At 70.8% G+C, this 23,422-nt stretch carries 21 protein-coding genes and 3 pseudogenes; 16 read left to right on the top strand and 8 right to left on the bottom strand.

What is annotated here, in order from left to right; genetic code table 11:
- Window positions 1-61: 61 nt before the first annotated feature.
- Window positions 62-961, bottom strand: coding sequence for an amino acid ABC transporter permease (locus tag OHT76_RS03065; RefSeq protein WP_328869152.1), 900 nt, complete (start codon window positions 959-961; stop codon window positions 62-64).
- Window positions 962-1,439: 478 nt separating this feature from the next.
- Here OHT76_RS03065 and OHT76_RS03060 point away from each other — a divergent pair, with 478 nt between their 5' ends.
- A complete protein-coding gene (locus OHT76_RS03060) occupies window positions 1,440-2,552 on the top strand; it encodes an LLM class flavin-dependent oxidoreductase (RefSeq protein WP_328869151.1) in 1,113 nt (370 codons plus the stop codon).
- A 49-nt stretch (window positions 2,553-2,601) separates the two neighbouring features.
- Here the strand turns inward: OHT76_RS03060 and OHT76_RS03055 are convergent, their stop codons facing one another.
- Window positions 2,602-4,233 carry a transposase gene (locus OHT76_RS03055; protein WP_328869150.1) on the bottom strand — a complete coding sequence of 544 codons (1,632 nt, stop codon included), beginning with the start codon at window positions 4,231-4,233 and terminating at the stop codon, window positions 2,602-2,604.
- 177 nt (window positions 4,234-4,410) lie between these two features.
- Between OHT76_RS03055 and OHT76_RS03050 the strand changes: the two are divergent.
- A pseudogene (locus tag OHT76_RS03050) lies at window positions 4,411-5,036 on the top strand (TauD/TfdA dioxygenase family protein); the annotation flags it as partial.
- Between the two features lie 89 nt (window positions 5,037-5,125).
- On the opposite strand, the pseudogene OHT76_RS03045 reads toward OHT76_RS03050, so the two are convergent.
- Window positions 5,126-5,803, bottom strand: a pseudogene (locus OHT76_RS03045) (sulfurtransferase).
- A 488-nt stretch (window positions 5,804-6,291) separates the two neighbouring features.
- Here OHT76_RS03045 and OHT76_RS03040 point away from each other — a divergent pair.
- From OHT76_RS03040 to OHT76_RS03015, 7 genes and pseudogenes are all read left to right on the top strand, one after another.
- Window positions 6,292-6,414 (top strand): putative leader peptide, encoded by a 123-nt coding sequence (locus OHT76_RS03040; RefSeq protein WP_328869149.1) that lies wholly within the window; start codon window positions 6,292-6,294, stop codon window positions 6,412-6,414.
- A 139-nt stretch (window positions 6,415-6,553) separates the two neighbouring features.
- Window positions 6,554-7,450 carry a glutathione S-transferase C-terminal domain-containing protein gene (locus OHT76_RS03035; RefSeq protein WP_328869148.1) on the top strand — a complete coding sequence of 299 codons (897 nt, stop codon included), beginning with the start codon at window positions 6,554-6,556 and terminating at the stop codon, window positions 7,448-7,450.
- Window positions 7,341-7,655, top strand: coding sequence for a putative leader peptide (locus tag OHT76_RS44080; RefSeq protein ID WP_443049703.1), 315 nt, complete (start codon window positions 7,341-7,343; stop codon window positions 7,653-7,655). The genes OHT76_RS03035 and OHT76_RS44080 overlap by 110 nt, the downstream gene beginning before the upstream one ends.
- Window positions 7,656-7,939: 284 nt before the next feature.
- On the top strand, window positions 7,940-9,127 hold the full coding sequence (locus OHT76_RS03030; protein WP_328869147.1) for an LLM class flavin-dependent oxidoreductase: 1,188 nt from the start codon (window positions 7,940-7,942) through the stop codon (window positions 9,125-9,127).
- A 16-nt stretch (window positions 9,128-9,143) separates the two neighbouring features.
- Window positions 9,144-10,517, top strand: coding sequence for an NtaA/DmoA family FMN-dependent monooxygenase (locus OHT76_RS03025; RefSeq protein WP_328869146.1), 1,374 nt, complete (start codon window positions 9,144-9,146; stop codon window positions 10,515-10,517).
- Window positions 10,514-11,592 (top strand): annotated as a pseudogene (locus OHT76_RS03020) (LLM class flavin-dependent oxidoreductase). Before OHT76_RS03025 ends, OHT76_RS03020 begins: the two are co-directional and overlap by 4 nt.
- Before the next feature lie 11 nt (window positions 11,593-11,603).
- Window positions 11,604-12,710 (top strand): LLM class flavin-dependent oxidoreductase, encoded by a 1,107-nt coding sequence (locus tag OHT76_RS03015; protein ID WP_328869145.1) that lies wholly within the window; start codon window positions 11,604-11,606, stop codon window positions 12,708-12,710.
- A 16-nt stretch (window positions 12,711-12,726) separates the two neighbouring features.
- Here OHT76_RS03015 and sph read toward each other — a convergent pair whose 3' ends face one another.
- A complete protein-coding gene (sph, locus tag OHT76_RS03010) occupies window positions 12,727-13,713 on the bottom strand; it encodes a sphingomyelin phosphodiesterase (RefSeq protein WP_328869144.1) in 987 nt (328 codons plus the stop codon).
- A 122-nt stretch (window positions 13,714-13,835) separates the two neighbouring features.
- Entirely contained in the window at window positions 13,836-14,294 is a 459-nt protein-coding gene (locus tag OHT76_RS03005; RefSeq protein ID WP_328869143.1) for a pyridoxamine 5'-phosphate oxidase family protein, read from the bottom strand.
- Between the two features lie 142 nt (window positions 14,295-14,436).
- Here OHT76_RS03005 and OHT76_RS03000 point away from each other — a divergent pair, with 142 nt between their 5' ends.
- Together OHT76_RS03000 and OHT76_RS02995 are read left to right on the top strand one after the other, a co-directional pair.
- A complete protein-coding gene (locus OHT76_RS03000) occupies window positions 14,437-14,823 on the top strand; it encodes a VOC family protein (RefSeq protein WP_328869142.1) in 387 nt (128 codons plus the stop codon).
- 45 nt (window positions 14,824-14,868) lie between these two features.
- Complete coding sequence (locus OHT76_RS02995) at window positions 14,869-15,942, top strand: adenosine deaminase (RefSeq protein WP_328869141.1); 1,074 nt, start codon at window positions 14,869-14,871, stop codon at window positions 15,940-15,942.
- Here OHT76_RS02995 and OHT76_RS02990 read toward each other — a convergent pair.
- Window positions 15,930-16,439, bottom strand: a complete 510-nt coding sequence (locus OHT76_RS02990; RefSeq protein WP_328869140.1) for a mycothiol transferase — start codon at window positions 16,437-16,439, stop codon at window positions 15,930-15,932. The genes OHT76_RS02995 and OHT76_RS02990 overlap by 13 nt on opposite strands.
- Window positions 16,440-16,466: 27 nt before the next feature.
- Window positions 16,467-17,360 (bottom strand): LysR family transcriptional regulator, encoded by an 894-nt coding sequence (locus OHT76_RS02985; RefSeq protein WP_328869139.1) that lies wholly within the window; start codon window positions 17,358-17,360, stop codon window positions 16,467-16,469.
- Between the two features lie 127 nt (window positions 17,361-17,487).
- Here OHT76_RS02985 and mgrA point away from each other — a divergent pair, with 127 nt between their 5' ends.
- A complete protein-coding gene (gene mgrA, locus OHT76_RS02980; protein WP_328869138.1) occupies window positions 17,488-18,477 on the top strand; it encodes an L-glyceraldehyde 3-phosphate reductase in 990 nt (329 codons plus the stop codon).
- Between the two features lie 30 nt (window positions 18,478-18,507).
- Here mgrA and OHT76_RS02975 read toward each other — a convergent pair whose 3' ends face one another.
- Window positions 18,508-18,795, bottom strand: a complete 288-nt coding sequence (locus OHT76_RS02975; protein WP_328869137.1) for a DUF1905 domain-containing protein — start codon at window positions 18,793-18,795, stop codon at window positions 18,508-18,510.
- A 243-nt stretch (window positions 18,796-19,038) separates the two neighbouring features.
- Here OHT76_RS02975 and OHT76_RS02970 point away from each other — a divergent pair, with 243 nt between their 5' ends.
- From OHT76_RS02970 to OHT76_RS02955, 4 genes are read left to right on the top strand one after another with little or no spacing between them, the layout of a single operon-like run.
- Window positions 19,039-19,449: a hypothetical protein gene (locus OHT76_RS02970; protein ID WP_328869136.1), complete on the top strand. Its 411-nt coding sequence runs from the start codon at window positions 19,039-19,041 to the stop codon at window positions 19,447-19,449.
- A 46-nt stretch (window positions 19,450-19,495) separates the two neighbouring features.
- Window positions 19,496-21,835, top strand: a complete 2,340-nt coding sequence (locus OHT76_RS02965) for an ABC transporter ATP-binding protein/permease (RefSeq protein ID WP_328869135.1) — start codon at window positions 19,496-19,498, stop codon at window positions 21,833-21,835.
- 11 nt (window positions 21,836-21,846) lie between these two features.
- Entirely contained in the window at window positions 21,847-22,392 is a 546-nt protein-coding gene (locus tag OHT76_RS02960; RefSeq protein WP_328869134.1) for a hypothetical protein, read from the top strand.
- A complete protein-coding gene (locus OHT76_RS02955; protein WP_328869133.1) occupies window positions 22,382-23,413 on the top strand; it encodes a serine/threonine-protein kinase in 1,032 nt (343 codons plus the stop codon). Before OHT76_RS02960 ends, OHT76_RS02955 begins: the two co-directional genes overlap by 11 nt.
- Window positions 23,414-23,422 lie beyond the last annotated feature (9 nt).

Below are 23,422 nucleotides of genomic sequence, written 5' to 3'. Positions count from 1 at the left end.
GGGTACGAGTCCCGTCAATGCTTTCCTAGTAACTCGATAGGGAAAGTAGAGAAGTCTGCTCTCAGGGCTGCGTCGCCGAGCCGCGCGCGTAGTGGCGCTCGACGTAGAACTGGCCCACGCTGAGCACGGTCGTGACGCCGATGTACCAGAGCGTGGCGACCATCAGCAGCGGGATGACCTGGTAGGTCTGGTTGTAGACCAACTGCACCGAGTACAGCAGGTCATGCACCGCAAGGACGCTCACGATGCTGGTCCCCTTCAGGGTGCCGATCAGCATGTTCCCGGCGGTCGGCACGATGGAGCGCATCGCCTGCGGGATGACGACACGGCGCAGGGTGCGCACTCTGCCGATGCCGAGCGCCTGGGCGGCCTGGGTCTGACCGGCGTCCACCGACAGGATGCCGCCGCGCACCACCTCGGCGGCGTAGGCGGCCTCGTGCAGGGTCAGACCGATGACGGCGGTGAGGGTGGGGCCGAGCAGATTGACCGTCTGGACGGACACGAACTGCGGCCCGAAGGGGATACCGAGGCCGAGCGTCGGATACAGGGCGCCGATGTTGAACCAGAACAGCAACTGCACCAACAGCGGGGTGGACCGAAAGATCCACACATAACCCCAACTCAGCGTGCGCAGCACCGGGTTGGCGGTCAGCCGCATCACGGCCAACGGGATGCCGAGCGCAAACCCGAGCACCATCACCACGCCGGTCAGCCACAGGGTGAGCAGCAGCCCGTCGAGCACGGCGGCGGTGGTGAAGTACCGGGCCACCACATCCCACTGGAAGGCCCGGTTGCGGACAACGGAGTTGACCACCATCGCGAACACCAGCAGCGCGGCGGCAGCGGTCACCCAGCGGCCGAGGTGCCGGCGCGGGACGATGCGCGGGTCGTCGTCGGCGGCGCCGGACGGCTTCGTCGGCGGTACCTCGAGGGCAGGGGAGACTTCGGAAGGCGTGACCATCAGGAGGCGCTCCGGGGGACGTTGGGAGTGATCCGCCCGGTGTCGTCACACGCGCCGCGTCCCTCAACGCGGCACAGGAGAGCGATCGTACGGGCCTGCGGCGAGCCCGTGTCAACCACGCCCCTCACGGCCCGTCGAGGTGGTCCGGCATCCGAGCGCCGCTTGACGAAAAGCTGGATGCCCTGCTCAATTGGTTCGCATGAACACCCAGCCGCGCCTGGTCTCACGCGACCACATCGACTTCGGTCGAGTGTGGTCCGCAGCGTGTTGCGCCTGACGCGGCAGCGGGCCGTCTGACCGGCCCTTCCCTCCCTCGGTGACCCCGTCGCGGGCCGAGCTCTCTTCCCACGCGCGCTGCCGCAGCACCCCTCTTTCTTCCGACGCCCGGCGTCGTCACGCCCGCACCATCTGACCCGTCCTCCGTCTGACGGTCTGTCACCCATGCCCGCGTGCGATCGTCTCCGAAAGGCCCCCTGTCATGCCCGTGGAATTCCTCGGCATCGCCGCCACCAACGACGGTTCCGAAACCACCCCGCGCTCCGGCGCCGCCTTCGACAAGGACTACACACTTCGGCTTGCCCGCGCCCACGAGGAGCACGGCTGGGACCGGGTGCTGTTCGCCTACGGCTCCGGATCACCGGACCCCGCCCCCGCCGCCGCGTACATCGCGAGCAGGCTCGACCGCCTCCAGATCCTCCTCGCCCACCGGCCCAACGTCTCGTACCCCACCTACGCCGCCAAGACCTTCGCCACCCTCGACCAGGTCAGCGAGGGCCGGCTCACTGTGCACTTCATCACCGGCGGCAACGACCACGAACAGGGCCGCGAGGGCGACACCCTCACCAAGGACGAGCGGTACGCCCGCACCCGCGAGTACATCCGGATCGTCAAGAAGATCTGGACCAGCCACGAGCCCTTCGACCACGAGGGCGACCACTACCGCTTCCACGACTTCGTCAGCGACGTCTTCCCCGTCCAACAGCCGCGCCCCAACGTCTCGTTCGGCGGTTCCTCGCCCGCCGCATACGCCGTCGGCGGCGCCGAGGCCGACATCTACTGCCTGTGGGGCGAACCGCTGGAGCGGACGGCGGAGCAGATCGAGGCCGTGCGGGCCGCGGCGCGTGCCGCCGGCCGCACCGACACGCCCCGCATCCAGGTCGCCTTCCGCCCGATCATCGCGCCGACCGAGGAACTGGCCTGGGAGAAGGCCCACCGCACGGTCGGCGCCATCAGGGAGCGGGGCGCGGCCGGACTCAAGCGCCGCCACCGCACCGGAGCCCCCGAGAACACGGGATCGCAACGGCTGCTCGCCATAGCCGAGGCGGGGGAGCGCTACGACCGCGCCCTGTGGACCCCGACGGCCGCCGCCACCGGCGGCGCGGGCAACTCCAACGCCCTGGTCGGCACCCCGGAAACGGTCGCGCAGGCACTCCTCGACTACTACGACCTCGGCGTCGACATCCTCTCGGCCCGCGGCTACGACCTGCTCGACGACGCCATCGACTTCGGCCGGTACGTCATCCCGCTGGTACGCGAGGAAGTCGCCAAGCGCGACGCGGCCCGCGGGAGCCTCGCGGCGGTGCACGGATGACCTCCGCACCTGAGCTGACGGTCATTCAAGTACCGGTCACCGACCGTTCCTAAAGACTGAGCGGGAGTGAGTCCTGGTGCCAGGACTCGTGCTCAGCCGAGCGCCCCGAACGGTGTTGGGCGTTCTGGTCGACCGCGTTCGCGCCGCAGCCGGGCGGCACGGATCGTGTCCGTGGTCCGGGGATGCGGGGGCGGTTTCCCTCGCGCCCTGGGGCGCCCGATGGGGCCTGGACGCTCCGATGCCCCGCACGATCGCTCTGGTCGTGTGGGGGCGGTGCCGTCCGTCGCCGGATCGGGTGCCCCAGGGCGCGCCTGCCGATCGCCACGGCGGCTGCGTCGTGGCGGGTGGTCTTGCGTCTGGTGCTGGTGAGGGGCTTTTGCCAGTGCTGGGCGCCCCAGGTAGAGGTGTAGGCCGGGTCCACGGCCACGATGGCCAAACCCTGTTCGGCGGCCATGGAGATGAGGCGGGCCCTGAGTTTGCTGGTGGGCATGCCGGAGATCAGCTGCCGGAACCGTGTGCGCCGCCCGTGCTTCTCGCGGGTCTTTTCCGCGGTGAAGTCGAGGTTCTCGATGGCGATCGCGGCCACGCCGCGCTGCTGGGCCCAGTGCAGCAGGCGGGTGATCGCGTGCCGGACCTGGGCGTCGCGGTGGTCGGCGGTGCCGGTCAGGCCGAAGGAGAAGCGGTGCGGGTTGCCAACAGGGTTGCCGTGCCTGTCCAGTGCGTAGGCGGCCAGGTGGTCGGCGTTGGTGTCCACGCCGATGAGGCCGTGGGCGCGGGCCGCGTCCAGCGGGATCGGCTCGACGGTGGGGCGCTGCCAGGACGCGGTGAGATACCAGCGGCCCCGGCCGGTGTCGTAGAAGATCCGGTAGGCGACGGCCCGGTTCGCCTCCACGCGGTCGGCCCATTCGCTGCCCCGGTGCTTGAACTGCACGCGGCCGGTGAGCGTGTACCGGCCGTGCGGGGCGTTGGCATGTGTGGCGAGGGGTGCGGGCAGTTTGATGCTGATCTCGCCGTCGACGCTGACGCGCAGGGTCTCGTTGCCGAACCTCTTGCCGGACTCGCCGTCCGCGGCCAGCAACCAGCGCTCGGCCTGCCACCGCTGCCGCCACTGCACTTCGGTGAGCCCGGCCGCCTCCAGGTGGTGGCGGGTGTTCAGCAGTGCCCTGCCGCCGCGCACCACACGCACGCGCCCGGCCTCGCGGTCCGCCCGCTCCCGCTTGAGCCGGTCACTGAGCACGTGCAGGCGGCGGGACTTGGCGAACCACTCCCGCCTGCTGCCATAGCCGCCCGGCGCTTGTTTGCTGCCCTTCGCTCCGAGCGGCTGGGACAGCCGGTGCGTGATGGTGCGCACACCCGCCTCCAGAGACTGGATGTGCGCGAGCTGACCACGGCGGGCCAGCGCCCACTGGTCGTTGCCGGCCTTCGTGATCGACCCGGCCCAGCGCGAGGACGACTCGCCGGTGAGGATGCGCTTGCGCTCAGCCCATTGCCTGCTGCCGTGGTCCAGCCCGGCCTGGCAACGGGCTTTGAGATCACGAGAGGCCAGCGTCCCCAGATGCTCCCCGACCAGACGCAGAACCATCTCGTCCGCGGCGGTCAGGCCCTTGAGCCGGTCACGAACCGCGACCCCGGCCGGGCCGGGCACCACGAACGACGGCCCCACCTCCCGCAGCCCGCCCACCCCACAACCTCCCTGCCGTGGACTGAAGATCCTGCCATCACATCCAACGACCGCTACCCGGCAAGGTCACGCACTCGACGGACGAACCTCCGTTCCCTGCGAGCATCACGATCTCCGCGGACAAGGCGCCCACGCGCACGCCAGAACACACTCATACACAGTCACTGAGCAGCAGCTGCCAACCCCGCCTTCTCCTTCACGCGCGCCGAGGTCGTCCCGCCGTACGGAGGCAACACCCTGTGGTCCAACACGGGCGCCGCCTACGCCCAACTCCCCGAACCGCTGCGGGTGCTGGCCGACGGCCTGCGCGGTGTGCACACCAACGACTACGACTACGCGGCCGTCCGTCGGGGCGCCGCCTCGCCCGAACTGGAGCAGCACCGCGGGGTGTTCACGGCGGTCAAGTTCCGGACCGAGCACCCCGTGGTCCGCGTCCACCCAGAGACCGGCGAACGCACCCTGATCCTCGGCAACTTCCTCCAGAAGCTCACCGGGTTCAACGGCCGCGACTCCCGCCCTGATCGACGTCCTCCAGTCGCACGTCGAGCGTCCCGAGTACACCGTCCGCTGGCAGTGGCGGGCCGGTGACCTCGCCATCTGGGACAACCGTGCCACCCAGCACTACGGCGTGGACGACTCCTGACGACCACGAGCGCATCCTGCGCCGCGTCACCGTCGACGGCGACGTCCCGGCCGGCGTCGACGGCCGTCGCTCGCTGCTGCTGGCACCGGAGTCGGTGCCGGAGCCCGCCTACGGGATCGCCTCTGGCGCGTCCACCGACGGCGCGGTCGCGGAGGCGTGACTCGGTCGTCGTTGCGGGCCTCCCTCCGGGTGTCAGTATGGCCGCTCGCCCCGCACCGCCGGACGGGCCGGGTCCGCGGACCAGGCGGATCACGAGCCGGCGTGGAGCGCGGCAGGGATCCCCGCGTGGGCCAGCGCCGCGATCTGGTGGGCGGCGCTGACTCCGGAACCGGAGCAGACGCCGACGTCGGTGGCGTCGTCGGCGCCCAGGAGGGTGAAACGCAGGGCGAGTTCCTCCACGTCCCGAAAGGTGCCGTCGGGGTTGAGGTTGTCGCCGGTCGGCGCGGACAGCGCGCCGGGGATGTGTCAGAGGCGCGAATCGACCGGCTCGCTGTCCCCGCGGTACCGCTCAGCAGCGCGGGCGTCCAACAGCACGCCGTTCCGGGCGACGTCGGCCGCTGCGTCGGCGTCCAGCAGCAGTACATGCTCCACACCGGCCCAGCGCAGCAGCCACCAGGCGCGGGCCGCGCCGGTGTTGCCGTTGTCGTCGTGGACCACCACGGTACGGCCGGCGGAGATTCCCCAGCGGCGCGCCGCCGACTGGAGCGACGCCGGGTCGGGCGGCGGACGCCGGCCGCTCTGCGCGGTCGCGGGCGCGGAGAGTCCGGTGTCGAGATCGACGTACAGCGGGCCCGGGATGTGCTCCTTGAGGTAGTGCGCGCGGCCGTCCGGATCGCCGGGCCGCCACCGCACGTCGAGCACGACGGGGGCCGGATCACCGGTGTGCAGCAGGTCGTCGAGACCGGCGGCGGTGATGAGGACGGGCAGGGTCTCGAAGGCGCCGCGCGGGGCGATCCCCTCGGGTTCGTCCCAGGCATGGACAGGCTGAGGAGTGTTCATAGGGGCTCGATTCGTAGTCGGAGCGGTCGCCGAGGGCGCGCGTGGCCTGCCATGGCGCGGGTCAACTCGGCGGCAGGAAAAGGAAGATGAGGGGAGGGCGCGGATCAGCGACAGCGCATCGTGACGGCGCGGCCGAAGTCGACCACCCGCCGCTGCGTCAGCCGCACGCCCGCACCGCAGCACACCGCGGACCCCGGGGCCGAAGGCCACGGTCCGGTGCTGAGGGAACGCGGCCCGCAGGCCGCCCCAAGGGCTGTACGCAGCATGCGCCAAGGATGCAGCAGGTGAGGCCGTACGTCCAACGCCCACCGTCCAAGCGCCATGGCCCCGATGGCCGCTCTGTGGACGCCCCCTTGACGTCGGCCGCCGCCCGATCGACACTCCGGAAGGGAATCCTAGTGAACAGGTAGGGAATCATGGGGCGTGCTGAGCCGGTCGCCGACCGAGTGAGCCGTACGTCCGTGCCGTCGCCCCTGCTGACCTCCCGCCGCCACATCGATCTCCTGCGCGTGTGCAGCGCGATCGGTCCCCTCGGGTAATCGGGCCCCGCCACCGCGCGCCCACACCCGACCGGCGTCGACCACGCGCACCGCCCTGTCGACGCACCCGCATCGGCCCGCCCCCTGTATGCCGTCGCTTCCGCCGCCACAACCCTGCGCTCCTGCCCCGGGGAGAGTCATGTCCGTCGCACCGCTGGCCGCCCACTCGTCCGCGCAGCACGCCGCCGCGTTCCACGGCCGCATCGGCCCGGACGCGCGCAGCGGCCACTACGCCGTGCCGCGCCGCTACCGGCTCCATCTGTCGACCGCCTGCCCCGACGGCCTCCGTGTCGCCGTCACCCACAGCCTGCTCGGCCTCGACGACATCTGTCCGGCGGTGCACCTGCCCGCCGTCCCCGACTGTCCCGACGGCGGGCACACCGTGCTGCGCCCGCTCTACGACGCCAGCGCCCACCGGTACCCCGGACCCGCCCTGGGCCCGGTCCTCAGCGACGACTGGTCGGGACGCATCGTCAGCACCCACGCCCCCGACATCGCCCGTGACCTGGCCCGGCACTTCGGCGGCGACCGACCGCAGCTGTACCCGTGCGACGCGGAGTCGGAGATCGACGCCGTCGCGCGCATGTGCGCGCAGGGCATCGAGGGCGCCGCGCAGCACGCCGGGTCGGCCGGTGGCGACGAGGAGGAACGCGCCGCCGCAGCCGAGCAGTTGATGGAGACCCTGGACGCGCTGGAGCACTGGCTCGCCGAACGCGAGTATGTGATCCGCGATCACCTCACCGCCGCGGACGTCGAGTTGTGGGTCACCCTGGTGCAGCTCGACACCGTGCACCGCTACCACCTGGACGCCGCCGCGGTGCAGCGCATCGCCGGGCACCCCACCCTGTGGGCCTACGCCCGCCGCCTCGCCGCCCACCCGGCTTTCGGCACCCACCTCGACCTGGACGGGATCGCACGCCGCCACCATGCCCGTTGCCAGGGTCTCGAAGCGGCGGGAGCGGCTGTCCAGATCGTGGACTGGGCGGCCCACGCGGACGGCGCCCCGTCCAGCCCGTCGCAGGCCGACCGGCGGTGAAGGAACTCCACCCAGTGGACCGGAGCCGGGAACAATCCCGCGAGGCCAGGGCGTTGTGAGCGACGAGGACACGGGCGAGGCGCCTACGCGCGCCCGGACGAGGACGGAGGGGACGGACGTGACCCGCAGGTTCCGTGCCGTGCACCTCCACTCCCGGCCCCACATCGACCTCCAGCGCGTGGCCGGCGCGCTCTGTTGTTCCTGACCCGTTCCCCTTAGGGCCTGTCCGGCGGATCATGCCGGCGTCGCGGGGTCTGGCACGCACTCCCCCAGAGGGGGACCCCCAGCGGCGTTGTCGTCGGTCGCCGACGCTCCGCGTCGACTCCCTCCTCCGCCTTGCAGCTGCACGCACCAGACCCCGCTCACCTGCACTGACAAGCACCGTTGCTTGCAGCCGGCCTGATCCGCCGGACAGGCCCTAACGACCGTGCCCCCGACCGACGCGCGGGCCGGTGATCTTTGTACGGATCTTCAGGAAGGCACCCCTTCGTGTCCTCGACACCCCATGCCCCGCTGCACCTCGCCGTCGCCCTCGACGGCACCGGCTGGCACCCCGCCTCCTGGCGTGAGCCCGCGGCCCGCCCCCGCGACCTGTTCACCGCCGGATACTGGGCCGATCTGGTCGCCGAGGCCGAGCGCGGCCTGCTCGACTTCGTGACCTTCGAGGACGGGCTCGGCCTGCAGTCCTCGCACTTTCTCGACCCGGACGAGCGCACCGACCAGATCCGCGGCCGCCTCGACGCCGTCCTCATCGCCTCCCGAGTCGCCCCGCTCACCCGGCACATAGGCCTCGTCCCGACCGTGGTCGCCACCCACACCGAGCCCTTCCACCTCTCCAAGGCCATCGCCACCCTCGACTACGTCAGCACCGGCCGGGCAGGCCTGCGCGTGCAGATCACTGCCCGCCCGAACGAGGCCGCCCACTTCGGCCGCCGCACGATCGACCCCATCGACTCCTACGACAGCCCCGTGGCCACCGACCTCTTCCACGAGGCCGCCGACTACGTGGAGGCCGTGCGCCGGCTCTGGGACAGCTGGGAGGACGACGCCGAGATCCGCGACGCCGCCACCGGCCGCTTCATCGACCGCGACAAGCTGCACTACATCGACTTCCAGGGCCGGCACTTCAGCGTCAAGGGCCCGTCCATCACCCCGCGCCCACCCCAGGGCCAGCCGATCGTCACGGCTCTGGCCCACCAGACCGTGCCCTACCGCCTGGTGGCCCGGCAGGCGGACATCGGCTACGTCACCCCGCACGACGTCGACGAGGCGCGCGCGATCGTCGCGGAGATCCGCGCCGAGCAGACAGCGGCCGGCCGCGCCGACGAGCCCCTGCACATCTTCGGCGACCTGGTGGTCTTCCTCGACGACGACCCCGCTACGGCCACGGCACGCCGCGAGCGCCTCGACGCCCTCGCGGGACAGCCGTACGCCGGCGACGCCCGCGCCTTCGCCGGGACCCCGGTCCAACTCGCCGACCTCCTCCAGGAGTTGCGGCGTACCGGGCTCACCGGCTTCCGGCTCAGGCCCGCCGTACTCGCACACGACCTGCCGCGGATCACCCGGCAGTTGGTCCCCGAACTCCAGCGCCGTGCCGCCTTCCGCCGTGCCTACGAAGCCGACACCCTGCGCGGCCTGCTGGGTCTGCCCCGCCCCGCCAACCGCTACGCCGCCTGAGCCGGAAGGGATCCCGATGTCCAAGCCCCACAAGCAGATCCACCTGGCCGCACACTTCCCCGGCGTGAACAACACCACCGTGTGGAGCGACCCCGCGGCCGGAAGCCATATCGAGTTCAGCTCCTTCGCCCACTTCGCCCGGACCGCCGAACGCGCCAAGTTCGACTTCCTGTTCCTCGCCGAAGGCCTCAGACTGCGCGAACAGGGCGGCCAGATCTACGACTTGGACGTAGTGGGCCGCCCCGACACCTTCACCGTCCTGGCAGCGCTCGCCGCCGTCACCGAGCACCTCGGCCTGACCGGCACTATCAACTCCACCTTCAACGAGCCCTACGAGGTGGCCCGCCAGTTCGCCACCCTGGACCATCTCTCCGGCGGCCGCTCCGCCTGGAACGTCGTCACGTCCTGGGACGCCTTCACCGGCGAGAACTTCCGCCGTGGCGGCTTCCTGCCGCAGGAGGAGCGCTACTCGCGCGCCAAGGAGTTCCTGGCCACGGCTAACGAACTCTTCGACTCCTGGGACGGCGACGAGATCCTCGCGGACCAGGCCACCGGTGCCTTCCTGCGCGACGCGAAGGCCGGCTCCTTCGTGCACAGCGGCCAACACTTCGACATCCACGGCCAGTTCAACGTCCCGCGCTCCCCGCAGGGCCGCCCGGTCATCTTCCAGGCCGGCGACTCCGACGAGGGCCGCGAGTTCGCCGCGTCGAGCGCCGACGCCATCTTCAGCCGGTACGCCACACTCGCCGAGGGCCAGGCCTTCTACACCGACGTCAAGAACAGGCTGGCCCGCTACGGCCGCCGCCGCGACGAACTGCTCATCCTGCCCGCCGCCACCTTCGTCCTCGCCGACACCGACTCCGACGCTCAGGAGCTGGCCAAGGAGGTGCGCCGCAAGCAGGTCAGCGGAGCCACCGCGATCAAGCACCTGGAGTGGGTCTGGAACCGCGACCTGTCCGCCTACGACCCCGACGGCCCCCTGCCCGACATCGACCCGCTGCCGGGGGAACACACCGTCGCCCGAGGTCGAGCCCAAGTGCGTATGTACCGCGACCCGTTCGCCACTGCCCGCGAATGGCGCGAGCTGGCGGCCGCACACAACTGGTCGATCCGTGACCTGGTCATCGAGACCGGCAACCGGCAGAACTTCATCGGCTCGCCGGACACGATCGCCCGCACGATCAACGACCTCGTCCAGGCAGACGCAGCCGACGGCTTCATCCTCGTCCCGCACATCACCCCCGGCGGCCTCGACGAGTTCGCCGACCGGGTCGTCCCCCTCCTCCAGGAACAGGGCGTGTTCCGCACCGAGTACGAGGGCCCGACACTCCGCGACCACCTGGGCCTCGCCCACCCGGACGCGGCGCGTGCCGACCGGGCGGCGTCGTGAAGTTCCTCGCCATCACCCTGATCGTGCACGCCCCGGATCCCGTCAGCGGAGTCCGGAAGCCGACCACCGACCGATTCCGTGAAGTCCTCGACAACGCCCTGCTCGCCGAAGAACTCGGCTTCGACGGATTCGGCGTGGGGGAGCGTCACGAACGGCCGTTCATCTCGTCCTCCCCGCCCGTCGTGCTCAGCCACATCGCCGCCCTCACCCGGCGGATCAGGCTGTTCACCGCTGTGACCACGCTCAGCCTGCTCGACCCGGTACGCGCCTACGAGGACTACGCCACCCTCGACCACCTCTCCGGCGGGCGCCTGGAACTGATCATCGGCAAGGGCAACGGCGCCGCCCAGCGCGAGCTGTTCCAGGTCACGCCCGAGGACCAGTGGGAGCGCAACGCCGAGAGCTACGAGGTGTTCCGGCGGATCTGGCGGCAGGACAAGGTCACCGCGAGCACCCGCTTCCGCCCCGAACTCAAGGACGCCGAGGTGTGGCCGCGGCCGTACCAGTTCCCCGTCCGCGTCTGGCACGGCAGCGCCACCAGCAAGGAGAGCGTCGACCTCGCCGCCCGCTACGGCGACCCGCTGTTCTCCGCGAACGTCACCAACCCCATCGAGCCGTACGCCGAGTTGATCCGGCACTACCGTGAGCGCTGGGAGCACCACGGCCACCACCCCGCGAGGATCGCGGTCGGAGCCGGCACCGCGGGCGTCCATGTGGCCCGCACCTCGCAGGAGGCGACCGCCGCCTACCGGCCCGTCTTCGAGAGCAACTTGGCCTTGTAGCGAAGCATGAGCCTGGAGCCGGTCTTCCCCACGCTCGACGACTTCGTGGCCCGCAGCTCCGCCCTGATCGGAAGCCCGCAGCAGGTCGTCGACAAAGTGCACCGCTACCACGAGCAGTTCGGCCACACCGTGCTGCATCTGCAGCGGAAGCAGGCGGACTGACGGAGCGTCAACACCGCGCCTCGCTGGAGCTGTTCCAGTCGGAGGTCGCACCGCGGCTGCGCCGGAGCATCCCGGATCCGCCGTTCCTTTGGGGGCCCGTCCTGCCCGAGCCCCTCCCCGCCGACCTCTGAGGAGAACCCCTGTGTCAGCCATCCCCCTCGGCGTCCTGGACCTGGTGCCGATCCCGTCCGGCGCCACCCCGGCCGAGGCCCTGCGCAACTCGATCGACCTCGCCCGGCGGGCCGAACGCCTCGGCTACGCCCGCTACTGGTTCGCCGAACACCATCTCAACCCCGGAGTGGCCGGTACGTCCCCCGCGGTCGTCCTCGCCCTGACGGCCTCCGCCACCTCCACCATCCGCCTCGGCTCCGGCGCCGTCCAACTCGGCCACCGCACCGCCCTGTCCACGGTCGAGGAGTTCGGCCTGATCGACGCGCTGCACCCCGGCCGCCTCGACCTGGGCCTCGGCCGCTCCGGCGGACGCCCACCGGGACAGTCGACGCAGCCCCCGCGCCGCTCCCCTTCGAACGGCCTGCTCATACCGCCCCGCTTCAACGCCGAGCACCTGCTCGGCTCCCCGAGGATCGCCCTCCAGCGCAAGCTCCTGATGCTGCCGAACGCCGAGTCCCAGGACTACGCCGAGCAGATCGACGACATACTGGCCCTGCTCGCGGGCACCTACCGCTCGCCGGACGGCATCGAGGCGCACGCGGTGCCGGGCGAGGGCGCGGACGTCGAGGTGTGGGTCCTGGGCAGCAGCGGCGGCCAGAGCGCCGAGGTCGCCGGCGCCCGGGGTCTGCGCTTCGCCGCGAACTACCACGTCAGCCCGGCCACCGTCCTCGAAGCCGTGGACGGCTACCGGGCCTTCTTCCAGCCGTCGGAGTTCCTCGACACTCCCTACGTGAGCGTCTCGGCGGACATCGTCGTCGCCGAGGACGACGCCACGGCCCACGAACTCGCCGAGGGCTACGGCCTGTGGGTAAGCAGCATCCGCACGGCCGAGGGTGCGATCGAGTACCCGACCCTCAAGGAGGCCCGCGCCCACGACTGGACCGACGCGGACCGGGCGCTCGTCCAGGACCGCGTCGACACCCAGTTCGTGGGCTCACCCGCCCGCGTCGCCGACCAGCTCGAACAGCTCCAGGAGGCCACCGGGGCCGACGAGTTGCTCATCACGACGATGACCCATGAACACGCGGACCGGGTGCGGTCCTACCGTCTGCTGGCGGAGGAGTGGGCACGGCGCTGAACCGTGCCCACCGGGATCAGCCCGCGGAACCGGTCACCGGGTAGTGGTCCGACAGGTTGGTGTACGTGTAGTCCGTGCCCCAACTCGACACTGTCCAGGGCACGCTCTGCTCCTTGACGACGTCGTTCTTCCACACCGCCGGACGGGCGTGGCCCGCGCGATGCAGGACGTAGTCCAAGTCCTCGCGCGGGTCGGTCGGGTAGCGGTCGCGCGCTATGGAGTTGTCCTGCGTGTCGAAGGAGTACGCGTGCCCGGTGCGGGCGTCGGCGCCGACCAGGCCGCCGTCGGCGAGCATCGAGTTGTACTCCGCGGTGCGCGAGTCGACGTTCAAGTCACCCGCGACCAGCACCTGCTCGCCCGCCGGGATGTTTTTGGCGTCCAGGAATGCGTCGATCGCCTTGAACTGGCGGCTGCGCATCGCTGCGGCCTCACCGGCGTCGCATCCAGGGTCCGTCGACTGGGCATGTGTGCCGACCACATGCACCTTGGTGCCGTTCACGTTCAGCACGACGTACGCGAAGCCCTTGTTGGACCACCAGTCCGCGCCGCACGCGTCCTTGTAGACGTACTGCTCCTGGCGGACGATCGGCCACTTGCTGAGGATCGTGACGCCGCCGTCCTCCGGCGTCGTCGCCGAGTACGCCCCGCCCGTCGCGTCCCAGCCGGTCTTGCTCCGGCCGACCACGGGCGTCTGGTATGGATAGGCGCCCGCGGCGGCCGACTTCAGCGCGTCCGAGGAGGAGTTGTCGAACGCCTCCTGGATCACCACCACATCGTTGCCCTGGAAGAACGACGTCTTCACGATCTCGGCGGCGCGGTGGTCCTGGCCCCAGTTCGGGTAGAGGCTCTTGCTGAAGAGGAACACGTTGTACGACAGCACCTTCAGCGCCGGCGTCTGCTCGGCGGCCGACGCGCTGGGCGTCGTACCGGCGAGACCCGCGACGGCGAGCGAGAGGGCGAGCACGGCCGATCCCTGTGCACGGCGCTGTGCGGAAAGCGTCACTGGTTCTCCCTGTGGTGGAAGGGGTGTTGAGTGGCGTCGCACATCAAACCATCAGGGATTACTGTCAGGTAACACCTTTGGGGGAATCGGATGGCCTACGGCGGTACACGCGCAGAACCTGTCTAGACAAGCCACGTTCCGTTTCGCATGAGATGCCGCTGCGGCAGCTCCCGCACCTCGTGCCAGGCCTGCACCGCCAGCGGGCGCACCCGGAAGAAGACGTAGGAGGCGTGGTCCGCGCGCGGATCCCACCCGGTCTTCGCCAGGAACGCCTCCGCCGCCACGGCCGGCACCTCCTCGGCCGTGAACCCGGTGGCTTCGCCGTCGATGAGCACCACGTCCCGGGTATCACCGAACGCCAGCCGCGTGCGCCCGCCGTCCCGCAGGTTCCGGCCCGTCGGATTGGCCGCCCGCGTCGACAGCCACAGCGCCTCCCCGTCCCAGACGAACCACAGCGCCACCAGGCACGGCACCCCGTCGGCGTCCGCCGTGGCCACCCAGATGTCGGTCTCCCGGTCCAGCCGCTCGAGGACCTCACGCCTGCGCTGTTCGGGGGTGCGGATCGCGTCGTTGATCGTCATGGCGGGGACGCTACCGATCATCGTGTGCGGGCACCTCGGGCCGTGGTCCTAGGGCTGCGGGACCAGCCGTCCCACACGGACTGGCGCGCGGAGGGTTTTACGTATAACCTCTCCCGTCAATCGCACGTCCCGAAAGGCTCCGATGAGACGCATCGCCCTGGTCACCCTCGTCGTCGACGACTACGACGAGGCGATCCGCTTCTACACCGAGGCCCTCGGGTTCCGGCTCGTCGAGGACACCCCGCGCCCGGACGGCTCCCGCTGGGTCGTCGTGGAGCCCGGCGATCAGGGCACCGGACTGGTGCTCGCCCGCGCCAAGGGTGACGCCCAGACCGCCCGGGTCGGTGACCAGACCGGCGGGCGCGTCGGCTTCTTCCTGCACACCGACGACTTCGCCCGCGACCACGCCCGGATGCTCGCCGCGGGCGTGACCTTCCTGGAGGAACCGCGCCACGAGCCCTACGGCTCGGTCGCCGTCTTCCAGGACCTGTACGGCAACCGCTGGGACCTGCTCCAGCCCGCCGTCTGACCCGCCTCCCGCCTTCGAACCGCCCCGCTCAAGGAAAGACCTGCCATGACCGCTACGCGCGTAGATGCCGATGTGATCCGTCGCCTCCCCAAGGCCGTCCTCCACGACCACCTCGACGGCGGCCTGCGCCCCGCCACCGTGATCGAGCTCGCGGCCGAGGTCGGCCACACCCTGCCCACCACCGACCCCGACGAGCTCGCCGCCTGGTACTTCGAGGCCGCGAACTCCGGCGACCTGGTCCGCTACATCGCCACCTTCGAGCACACCCTCGCCGTGATGCAGACCCGCGAGGGCCTGCTGCGCACCGCCGAGGAGTACGTCCTCGACCTCGCCGCCGACGGGGTCGTATACGCCGAGGTCCGCTACGCCCCCGAGCTGAACACCAACGGCGGTCTCGCGCTCGCCGAGGTCGTGGAGACCGTCCAGGAGGGCCTGGCGGCCGGCATGGCGAAGGCCGCCGCGGCCGGTACCCCGGTCCGCGTCGGCACCCTGCTGTGCGGCATGCGCATGTTCGACCGGGTGCGCGAGGCCGCCGACCTGGCCGTCGCCTTCCGTGACGCCGGCGTCGTCGGCTTCGACATCGCCGGTGCCGAGGCCGGTTTCCCCGCCGCCGACCACCTGGCCGCCTTCGAGCACCTGCGCCGCGAGAGCGTGCCGTTCACCATCCACGCCGGTGAGGCCGACGGCCTGTCCAGCATCCACCAGGCGCTCCAGATCTGCGGCGCCCAGCGCCTCGGTCACGGTGTGCGCATCACCGACGACATCCCCGACCTCGCGGCCGGCAAGCTCGGCCGCCTCGCCGGCTGGGTCCGCGACCGCCGGATCGCGCTGGAGATGTGCCCGACCTCCAACCTCCAGACCGGCGCCGCCACCTCCATAGCCGAGCACCCCATCACCGCCCTGAAGGACCTCGGCTTCCGCGTCACCCTCAACACCGACAACCGTCTGGTGTCGGGCACGACGATGACGCGCGAGATGTCCCTGCTGGTCGAGCAGGCCGGCTGGACGGTGGAGGACCTGCGCACGGTCACGGTGAACGCCGTCAAGAGCGCGTTCATCCCGTTCGACGAGCGCAAGGCCCTCATCGAGGACGTCGTCCTGCCGGGCTACGCGCTCTGAAGCAGCCCGCGGACATAGGCGGCCTGTCCGATGTGCTGCAGATCGTCGGACAGGACGCTGACCAGCCGTACGCCCAGGCTGACCGGCGGATCCCAGCGCTCGTCCACGATGCGCTCCAGATCCTTGGCGGCCAGCTCGCGCAGCGCCCCGAGGCTCTGGGCGTGCACGGCGTCGTAGTACCCGGTCAGCAGGTCACCCGATGCGACCTTCACCTTCGCGACCTTCGCGGCGGTGTGCCCGTACCCGGTGTCATGGCGGGGCAGGTCGAGTCCGAAGGTCTTCTGGAAGTCCTGGGTGAGCCACGCTTGCTCGAGCCCGAAGGCGTCGGCGATGTGATCGTCCTGGACACGGGTGAGATGCCAGACGAGCCAGGCGATGGAGTTGGCGTCGGGGCCCGGGCGGGCGTGCAGGTCGTCGGGGTCGAGGCCCTCGACGGTGGCGTGGACCTCTTCCTGGATGCGGCTGAAACCGTCGATGAGGATGTCCTTGGCATGCATGGCTCCACCATCGCGCAAAGCCGGCCGTCACGCGCCCTCGATGTCCAGCAACTGCATCAGCGCCCGCGCCGCCGGGCTCGTGGCCTGCGCGGGCGGCAGCAGTGCGACCGTCTCGTACACCCGCTCGCCGGTGCCCTTCACGGGCAGCGCGGTCAGCGACTCCCGCTTGTGCCGGAAGTGGCGCGGTACGACGGCGATGCCGAGGTTCTCGTCCACCAGGTCCAGGAGGCTGTGCACGTCGTTGACCTCCAGGGCGACCGCCCGCCGTACGCCCGCTGCGGCGAACGCCGCGTCGGTGGTGCGGCGCGGCCCCCAGTCCGGGTGGAAGTCGACGAAGACCTCGCCGCCCAGCTCCTCCGGGGTGACCGCGGCTCCGGCCTTCGCGAGCCGGTGACTGGGGTGGCACAGCACCGTCATGGGCTCACTGGTCAGCGGTACGGCGCGCAGCTGCAGCTGGTCGGTGTCCTCCTGCGCCGTACGCACCGCGAAGGCCAGGTCCAGGCGGCCGGCCGCGACCTCCTCCGCGAGCGCCCCCGAACCGGCCTGGCGCAGACAGATCTCCACGTCCGGGTGCTTCCGCCGGAACGCGGCGAGCAGCCCCGCCACATGCACCCCGGCGATGCACTGCTCGGACCCCAGCGCCAGCATCCCGCGCAGTACGCCCTGCACCGCGGCGACCGCCTCGTGGGCGGACCGCACCTGCGCCAGGATCCGCTCCGCCTCGCCCAGCAGCGCCCGCCCGGCCGGGGTGAGGGTCACGCTGCGGGTCGTACGCATGAACAGCGGGGTCTGGAGCTCCCGTTCCAGCGAGCGGATCGAGGCCGAGAGCCCCGACTGGGACACCATGAGCCGCTCGGCGGCCCGGGTGAAATGCTGGTCCTCGGCGACCGCGACGAAGTGCTGGAGATGGCGCAGTTCCATGACTGAGAAGCCTATCTGCTGAATTCCATCGGATTCTTCTGTTGGACCAATGCCCACAGGTCACGAAAGAGTGGACACCGGTTTTCAGGGAACCTGGTTCCACCGTGCCCACCCCTCTGGAGTCGCGTTGTACACCGCACACCCCGACCGCTACGCGGACATGCCCTACCGGCGCACCGGACGCAGCGGCCTCAAACTCCCGGCACTGTCCCTCGGTCTGTGGCACAACTTCGGTCCGGACCGTCCGGTCGAGACCCAGCGGGCCATCCTGCGCCGCGCCTTCGATCTCGGCGTCACGCACTTCGACCTGGCGAACAACTACGGCCCGCCGCCCGGGTCCGCCGAGTCGGCGCTGGGCGAGGCGCTGACGGCGGACTTCGCGCCGTACCGCGACGAACTCGTCATCTCCACCAAGGCCGGATATCTGATGTGGCCGGGACCGTACGGCGAGTGGGGCTCCCGCAAGTACCTGCTGTCCTCGCTCGACCAGAGCCTGACCCGGATGGGCCTGGACTACGTCGACATCTTCTACTCGCACCGCCCGGACCCGGAGACTCCGCTGGAGGAGACGATGGGCGCGCTGCACTCGGCCGTCCAGCAGGGCAAGGCGCTCTACGTCGGCGTCTCCAACTACTCCCCGGAGCAGACGCGGGAGGCCGCGCGCATCCTCGGTGAGCTGGGCACCCCGCTCCTGATCCACCAGCCGCGCTACTCCATGCTCGACCGCCGTCCCGAGGAGGGCCTCCTGGACGCCCTCGACGAGCTGCAGATCGGATCCATCGCCTACTCCCCGCTGGAGCAGGGCCTGCTGACGGGCCGCTACCTTGACGGCATCCCGGAGGACTCCCGGGCCGCGAGCGACAGCCCCTTCCTGAACTCCGAGGCCCTCACCGAGGACCTGGTCGCCCGGCTGCGCACCCTCGCCGAGATCGCCAAGGGCCGCGGCCAGACCCTGGCCCAGATGGCCCTGGCCTGGGTCCTGCGCGGCGGCCGGGTCACCTCGGCCCTGGTCGGCGCGAGCAGCCCGCAGCAGCTGGAGGACAGCGTGGCGGCGGTCGGCAACCTGCACTTCGACGCGGAGGAACTGGCCCGCATCGACGAGGTCGCCACGGCCTGAGCCGGATGTGCCTTTGAGCGGCTGGGCTCTTCACGAGTCCAGCCGCTCCTCCAGTCTCACGGTCACCGTGTCGCCCTCCTCCTTGCCGATCGCCCGCCGCACCTCCGCCTTCACCGGGAGCATGTGGGTGCCGTCGCCGAGGGCCATGAAGGAGCTGTGGAAGGGGTGGCCGTCGATGGTGCCGCGGACCTTGACCAGACCGCGGGTGCCGAAGAAGTCGACCGACTCCGGCCAGACGACGTAGGTCCAGCTTCCCTTCTCGGGGCGCTTGCGCAGGACGGCTGTGAATTCAACGTCCACGTTTCCGGTGCTGTCCATGGTGTCCTCCGCTCGCCTTCGCGAATACCGGGTTTGACGCGATCCCGTCACGTTTCGGCCAAGGATCTTGGTGAATATGCCAGGAGACTGGCCGGAAAGTCATGGTGACAGTGTTTCAGTAGTGAACATACTCAACTGCAGAGGGCGCTTCACGCGGAGCGAAGAGTCGATCACGCACAGCACTGAGCCGCACGGAAAGCGAGGCCCCGGCCTACAGGCGAGCGCACCACGGGGGAGTGAGACGTGCACGACGAATTCCTGTGCCATGTCACCGCGTACGGCACCTGCGGCGGCCGGCGCATCGGCGTACCGCTCGGCACCTACCGGGCGCCCACCCTGGCCCTCGCCCTGTGGTGGCTGCGCGACCGCGCCTCCTGGATCGCCGAGCGATTAGACCCGCACCCCGACGCCGAGCACTTCCCGCCCAGCGCCCTCGTCCCGGTCGCCGCCACGGTGCCCGATGTGCCCGCCGTACTGCGCGCCTGGTGCGGTGATGCAGCCCAACAGGAGTTGGTCGCCGAGCAGTTGGCGGCCGGACGGCTCGTGCGCATCGCCACGTGCGACGAGACCACCGAGTACGAACTGCTCGCCGAGTCCATCGACGCGCTGCGGATGCAGCGGACCGCCCCCGCCCTGGTCGTACCGGTCGCCTGAACCTCCGCGTCAGGCGCGCAAGTGGGCTAATCGGTAGAATTCTGGCATGGCGGAGCGACCGTTCGCACCGACTGCGCCCGTGCTCGTGATGGAGACCGAGTCGGGCTCCACCGTGATGACCCCGAGCCGCGACTACCACGTCGGACGCGACCCGCTCTGCGATGTCGTCATCGACGACGCCCGCGTCTCCTGGCACCACGCCGTCCTGCACCCCGAGGCCGACCACTGGACGCTCGAGGACGAGAACAGCACGAACGGCACCTACACCGACGGCCACCGCATCCACGAACGCGGCGTGGGCCCCGGCACCGTGATCCGCTTCGGCAACCCCGCCGACGGCCCCCGCGCCGTCCTCCTCGACCGCCCGGAACCCCGCCCGGAGCGCCCCTCGGCCGTGTCGATGCCGGCGCAGACCGGCACCTTCCGGCAGCCGACCAGCGTACGGCCGCTGCCCACCCGTACCGTCCGCATCGGCCGCGCCCCCGACAACGACCTCGTCCTCGACGACCTCGTTGTCTCCCGCCACCACGCGGAACTGCGCGCCCTGCCCGACGGCGGCCACGAGATCGCCGACCTGGGCAGCCACAACGGCACCTTCCTCAACGGAAGCACCATCACGGCAGCCCCCGTCCTGCCCGGCGATGTCATCGGCATCGGACACTCGGCGTTCTGCCTGGTCGGCGACGAACTCCAGGAGTACGTCGACACCGGCGAGATCTCCCTGGAGGTCCAGGACCTCACCGTCGCCGTCGACCACGGCCGCAAGACCCTCCTCGACCATGTGTCCTTCCCGGTGGGGGAGAAGTGCCTGCTCGCGGTGGTCGGACCGAGCGGCGCCGGAAAGTCCACTCTCCTCAACGCCCTCACCGGACAGCGGCCCGCCGACCACGGCACCGTCGTCTACGACGGCCGCGACCTCTACCGCGACTACGCCGAGCTGCGCCAGCGCATCGGCCTGGTCCCGCAGGACGACATCCTGCACTCCCAGCTGACCGTCCGCAGCGCCCTGTCCTACGCCGCCGAACTCCGCTTCCCGCAGGACACCGCCAAGGCCGAACGCCGCGCCCGGGTCGACGAGGTCATCGGGGAACTCGGCCTCGATCAGCGCGCCGCACAGCCCGTGCACAGCCTCTCCGGCGGCCAGCGCAAGCGCGTCAGCGTGGCCCTGGAACTGCTCACCAAGCCCTCCCTGCTCTTCCTCGACGAACCGACCTCAGGGCTCGACCCCGGCATGGACCGCTCGGTGATGCACATGCTGCGGGGCCTGGCGGACGACGGCCGCACCGTCATCGTCGTCACCCACAGCGTCCTCAGCCTCGACGTCTGCGACCGTCTCCTGGTGCTCGCCCCCGGCGGCCGGATCGCCTACTACGGCCCGCCCGAGGACGCCCTCGCCTACTTCGGCTTCGACCAGTGGCCGGAGGCCTTCGAGGCCTTCGAACGCGACCAGGACCGCGACTGGGCCGGCGCCTACACCACCTCACCCCTGCACCACCGGTACGTAGCCGACGCCACCGCACAACCGCGGCTGCCCCGCTCCGGACCGGTCGTCATCACCCCGCCCCGCCGGCCGCGCAGCCGCGGCGCCCAGCTCGGCACGCTGATCCGCCGCTACACCGCCGCCCTCGGCGCCGACCGCACCTTCCTGGTCATCATGATCGCCCTGCCGTTCGTGATGGGCGCCATGGCCCGCGCCCTGGCCGGCAGCGCCCTGACCCGGGACACCGCGATGAACGCGCTGCTCATCCTGTGCGTCGGCGCGGTCCTCACCGGAGCCGCGAACGCCGTGCGCGAACTCGTCAAGGAACGGGTCATCTACAAACGTGAGCGGGCCGTCGGCCTGTCCAGATCGGCCTACCTGATGTCGAAGGTCGTGGTCCTCGGCACCATCACCGTGCTCCAGGCCGTGGTGCTGACGCTGGTCGCCCTGCTCGGCGTCGATCTCAATGCCCCCGGCGGCGAAGGCGTGTTGATGTCGCCCCTGATCGAAATCACCATCGCCGTCGCCCTGCTGGCCTTCACCGCGATGATGCTCGGCCTGCTGGTCTCCGCTCTCGTGCGCAAGGAAGAGGTGACGATGCCACTGCTGGTGCTGCTGGCCATCGTCCAAGTGGTGTTCTGCGGCGCCCTGCTGAAACTCGACGGCGTGCCCGGCCTGGAACAGCTCGCCTGGCTGGTGCCCTCGCGCTGGGCACTCGGCGCGATGGCCGGCACCGTCGACCTGGCGCGGATCGTCCCCGGCGACCTGACCGGCGACCCGCTGTTCCGCCACTCGGCGGGCGTGTGGCTGCTCAACGTGGGCATGTTGCTCGTCCTGTCGGTGGTCTTCGGCTACGTGGTCTCCCGGCTGCTGCGCCGCCAAGAACCCGTCGTGATGCGGAAGTAGGCGCGAGGCCCATGGCGACACCCGGATTCCGGCCCACCCACGTCGTCCCCGCCCACGGGATGCCCGCCTGGGAGGCCCCCGACCCGGCCCGGCTCACGGTGCCCCTCGACCCGCTGCTCCCGGTCCAGCTCGTCGAACGGCGCGGCGACTGGGGGCACATCCTGTGTGCCAACGGCTGGTCGGCCTGGGTCGACGGCCGCCATCTGCTCGCCGTACCCCAGGACCCGCCCACCCCCGACGCCGCCCTGGCCCGCACCGCCGACCCCCGCTCCCATCTGGCCCGCGCCGAACAGCACCTGGCCCGCTACCGGGCCGCGCTGGAGGACCTCGCGGCCGGTGGCCTGGACGGCGAGTCCTTCCGCGACCGCACGCGCGGCCTGCGGATCGGCGTGGTCGTCGAGGGCGAGCATGTGTGGCTGTACGACGCCGAGCACGGGCGCTGGGTCTACGCCGACGGGCTGCGGCTGTCCACGTTCGCCACGGACGAGGCGCCCCGCGCCGCCGCCGAGGATCCCGGCCACGCCGCCACCCAGGTGGTGACCCCGGATGGCCCGTGACACGAGCCTCTTCTCCGGCCGCCCCTCCGAGCTGATCGGACGGCAGGTCGCCGGTTACCGCATCGAGCAGGAGATCGGCCGCGGCGGTATGGCCGTCGTCTACCGCGCCCGCGATCTGCGCCTGGACCGCACCGTCGCGCTCAAGCTGCTCGCCCCCGAACTCGCCCGCAACGACACCTTCCGCCGCCGCTTCACCCATGAGTCCCGGGCCGCCGCAGCGATCGATCACCCGCACATCGTGCCGGTCTTCGAGGCGGGCGAGACGGACGGCGTCCTGTACATCGCCATGCGCTATGTCGCCGGCAGCGATCTGCGGCATCTGCTGGACCGGCAGGGCCCGTTGCCGCCCGCGACGGTCGTGCGCATCGCCGCGCAGGTCGCGTCCGCCCTGGATGCCGCCCACGAGCACGGGCTGGTCCACCGGGACGTCAAGCCCGGCAACATCCTGGTCGCCCGCGGCACGGACAGTGACCACCCCGAGCACGCCTATCTGACCGACTTCGGGCTGACGAAGAAGTCGCTGTCCCTGACCGGGTTCACCACCGTCGGGCAGTTCGTCGGCACGCTCGACTATGTCGCGCCCGAGCAGATCTCCGGCAAGCCGGTCGACGCGCGCTGCGATGTGTACGGCTTCGCCTGTGTCGTCCATGAGTGCCTGGCGGGACGGCCGCCCTTCCGGCGGGACGACGACATGGCTCTGCTGTGGGCGCACCAGTATGACGAGCCGCCGCCGCTGACTTCGGCGCGGCCGGATCTTCCCTCGCAGGTCGACTCGGTGTTCGCCAAGGCGTTGGCGAAGAGTCCTGATGATCGGTACGAGTCGTGTCTGGCGTTTGTCGCTGCGCTGCGTCTCGCGTTGCGCGGGACGCCGGAGGCCGGTCACCCGGCTACGCAGGTGGATATGAAGGTCGTGGAGGAGAAGGTGGAGGGGCCCAAGGCGCCGCCTCGGTGGGCTGAAGCGGTCATGAATCCGCGGGCCGGTGGGGGCTTGTCGCGCCCACGCGGCAGCGCCGCACCTTGATACAGCCCC

The sequence above is a fragment of the Streptomyces sp. NBC_00287 genome (genome assembly GCF_036173105.1).
In the GTDB taxonomy this organism is placed as follows: Bacteria; Actinomycetota; Actinomycetes; order Streptomycetales; family Streptomycetaceae; genus Streptomyces.
Note: the sequence above shows the minus strand (reverse complement) of the source record. Positions and strands in the feature narration are given on the sequence as shown.

Excerpts from the sequence above, each read along its gene's own strand:
- OHT76_RS03035 (WP_328869148.1), top strand. The coding sequence starts at position 6,554 with ATGTCCGTCGCACCGCTGGCCGCCCACTCGTCCGCGCAGCACGCCGCC.
- OHT76_RS03065 (WP_328869152.1), bottom strand. The coding sequence starts at position 961 with ATGGTCACGCCTTCCGAAGTCTCCCCTGCCCTCGAGGTACCGCCGACG.
- OHT76_RS03025 (WP_328869146.1), top strand. The coding sequence starts at position 9,144 with ATGTCCAAGCCCCACAAGCAGATCCACCTGGCCGCACACTTCCCCGGC.
- OHT76_RS02955 (WP_328869133.1), top strand. The coding sequence starts at position 22,382 with ATGGCCCGTGACACGAGCCTCTTCTCCGGCCGCCCCTCCGAGCTGATC.
- OHT76_RS03060 (WP_328869151.1), top strand. The coding sequence starts at position 1,440 with ATGCCCGTGGAATTCCTCGGCATCGCCGCCACCAACGACGGTTCCGAA.
- OHT76_RS03040 (WP_328869149.1), top strand. The coding sequence starts at position 6,292 with ATGGGGCGTGCTGAGCCGGTCGCCGACCGAGTGAGCCGTACGTCCGTG.
- OHT76_RS02975 (WP_328869137.1), bottom strand. The coding sequence starts at position 18,795 with ATGGACAGCACCGGAAACGTGGACGTTGAATTCACAGCCGTCCTGCGC.
- OHT76_RS02960 (WP_328869134.1), top strand. The coding sequence starts at position 21,847 with ATGGCGACACCCGGATTCCGGCCCACCCACGTCGTCCCCGCCCACGGG.
- OHT76_RS02995 (WP_328869141.1), top strand. The coding sequence starts at position 14,869 with ATGACCGCTACGCGCGTAGATGCCGATGTGATCCGTCGCCTCCCCAAG.
- OHT76_RS02990 (WP_328869140.1), bottom strand. The coding sequence starts at position 16,439 with ATGCATGCCAAGGACATCCTCATCGACGGTTTCAGCCGCATCCAGGAA.
- OHT76_RS02985 (WP_328869139.1), bottom strand. The coding sequence starts at position 17,360 with ATGGAACTGCGCCATCTCCAGCACTTCGTCGCGGTCGCCGAGGACCAG.
- OHT76_RS03005 (WP_328869143.1), bottom strand. The coding sequence starts at position 14,294 with ATGACGATCAACGACGCGATCCGCACCCCCGAACAGCGCAGGCGTGAG.
- OHT76_RS44080 (WP_443049703.1), top strand. The coding sequence starts at position 7,341 with ATGCCCGTTGCCAGGGTCTCGAAGCGGCGGGAGCGGCTGTCCAGATCG.
- OHT76_RS02965 (WP_328869135.1), top strand. The coding sequence starts at position 19,496 with ATGGCGGAGCGACCGTTCGCACCGACTGCGCCCGTGCTCGTGATGGAG.
- OHT76_RS03000 (WP_328869142.1), top strand. The coding sequence starts at position 14,437 with ATGAGACGCATCGCCCTGGTCACCCTCGTCGTCGACGACTACGACGAG.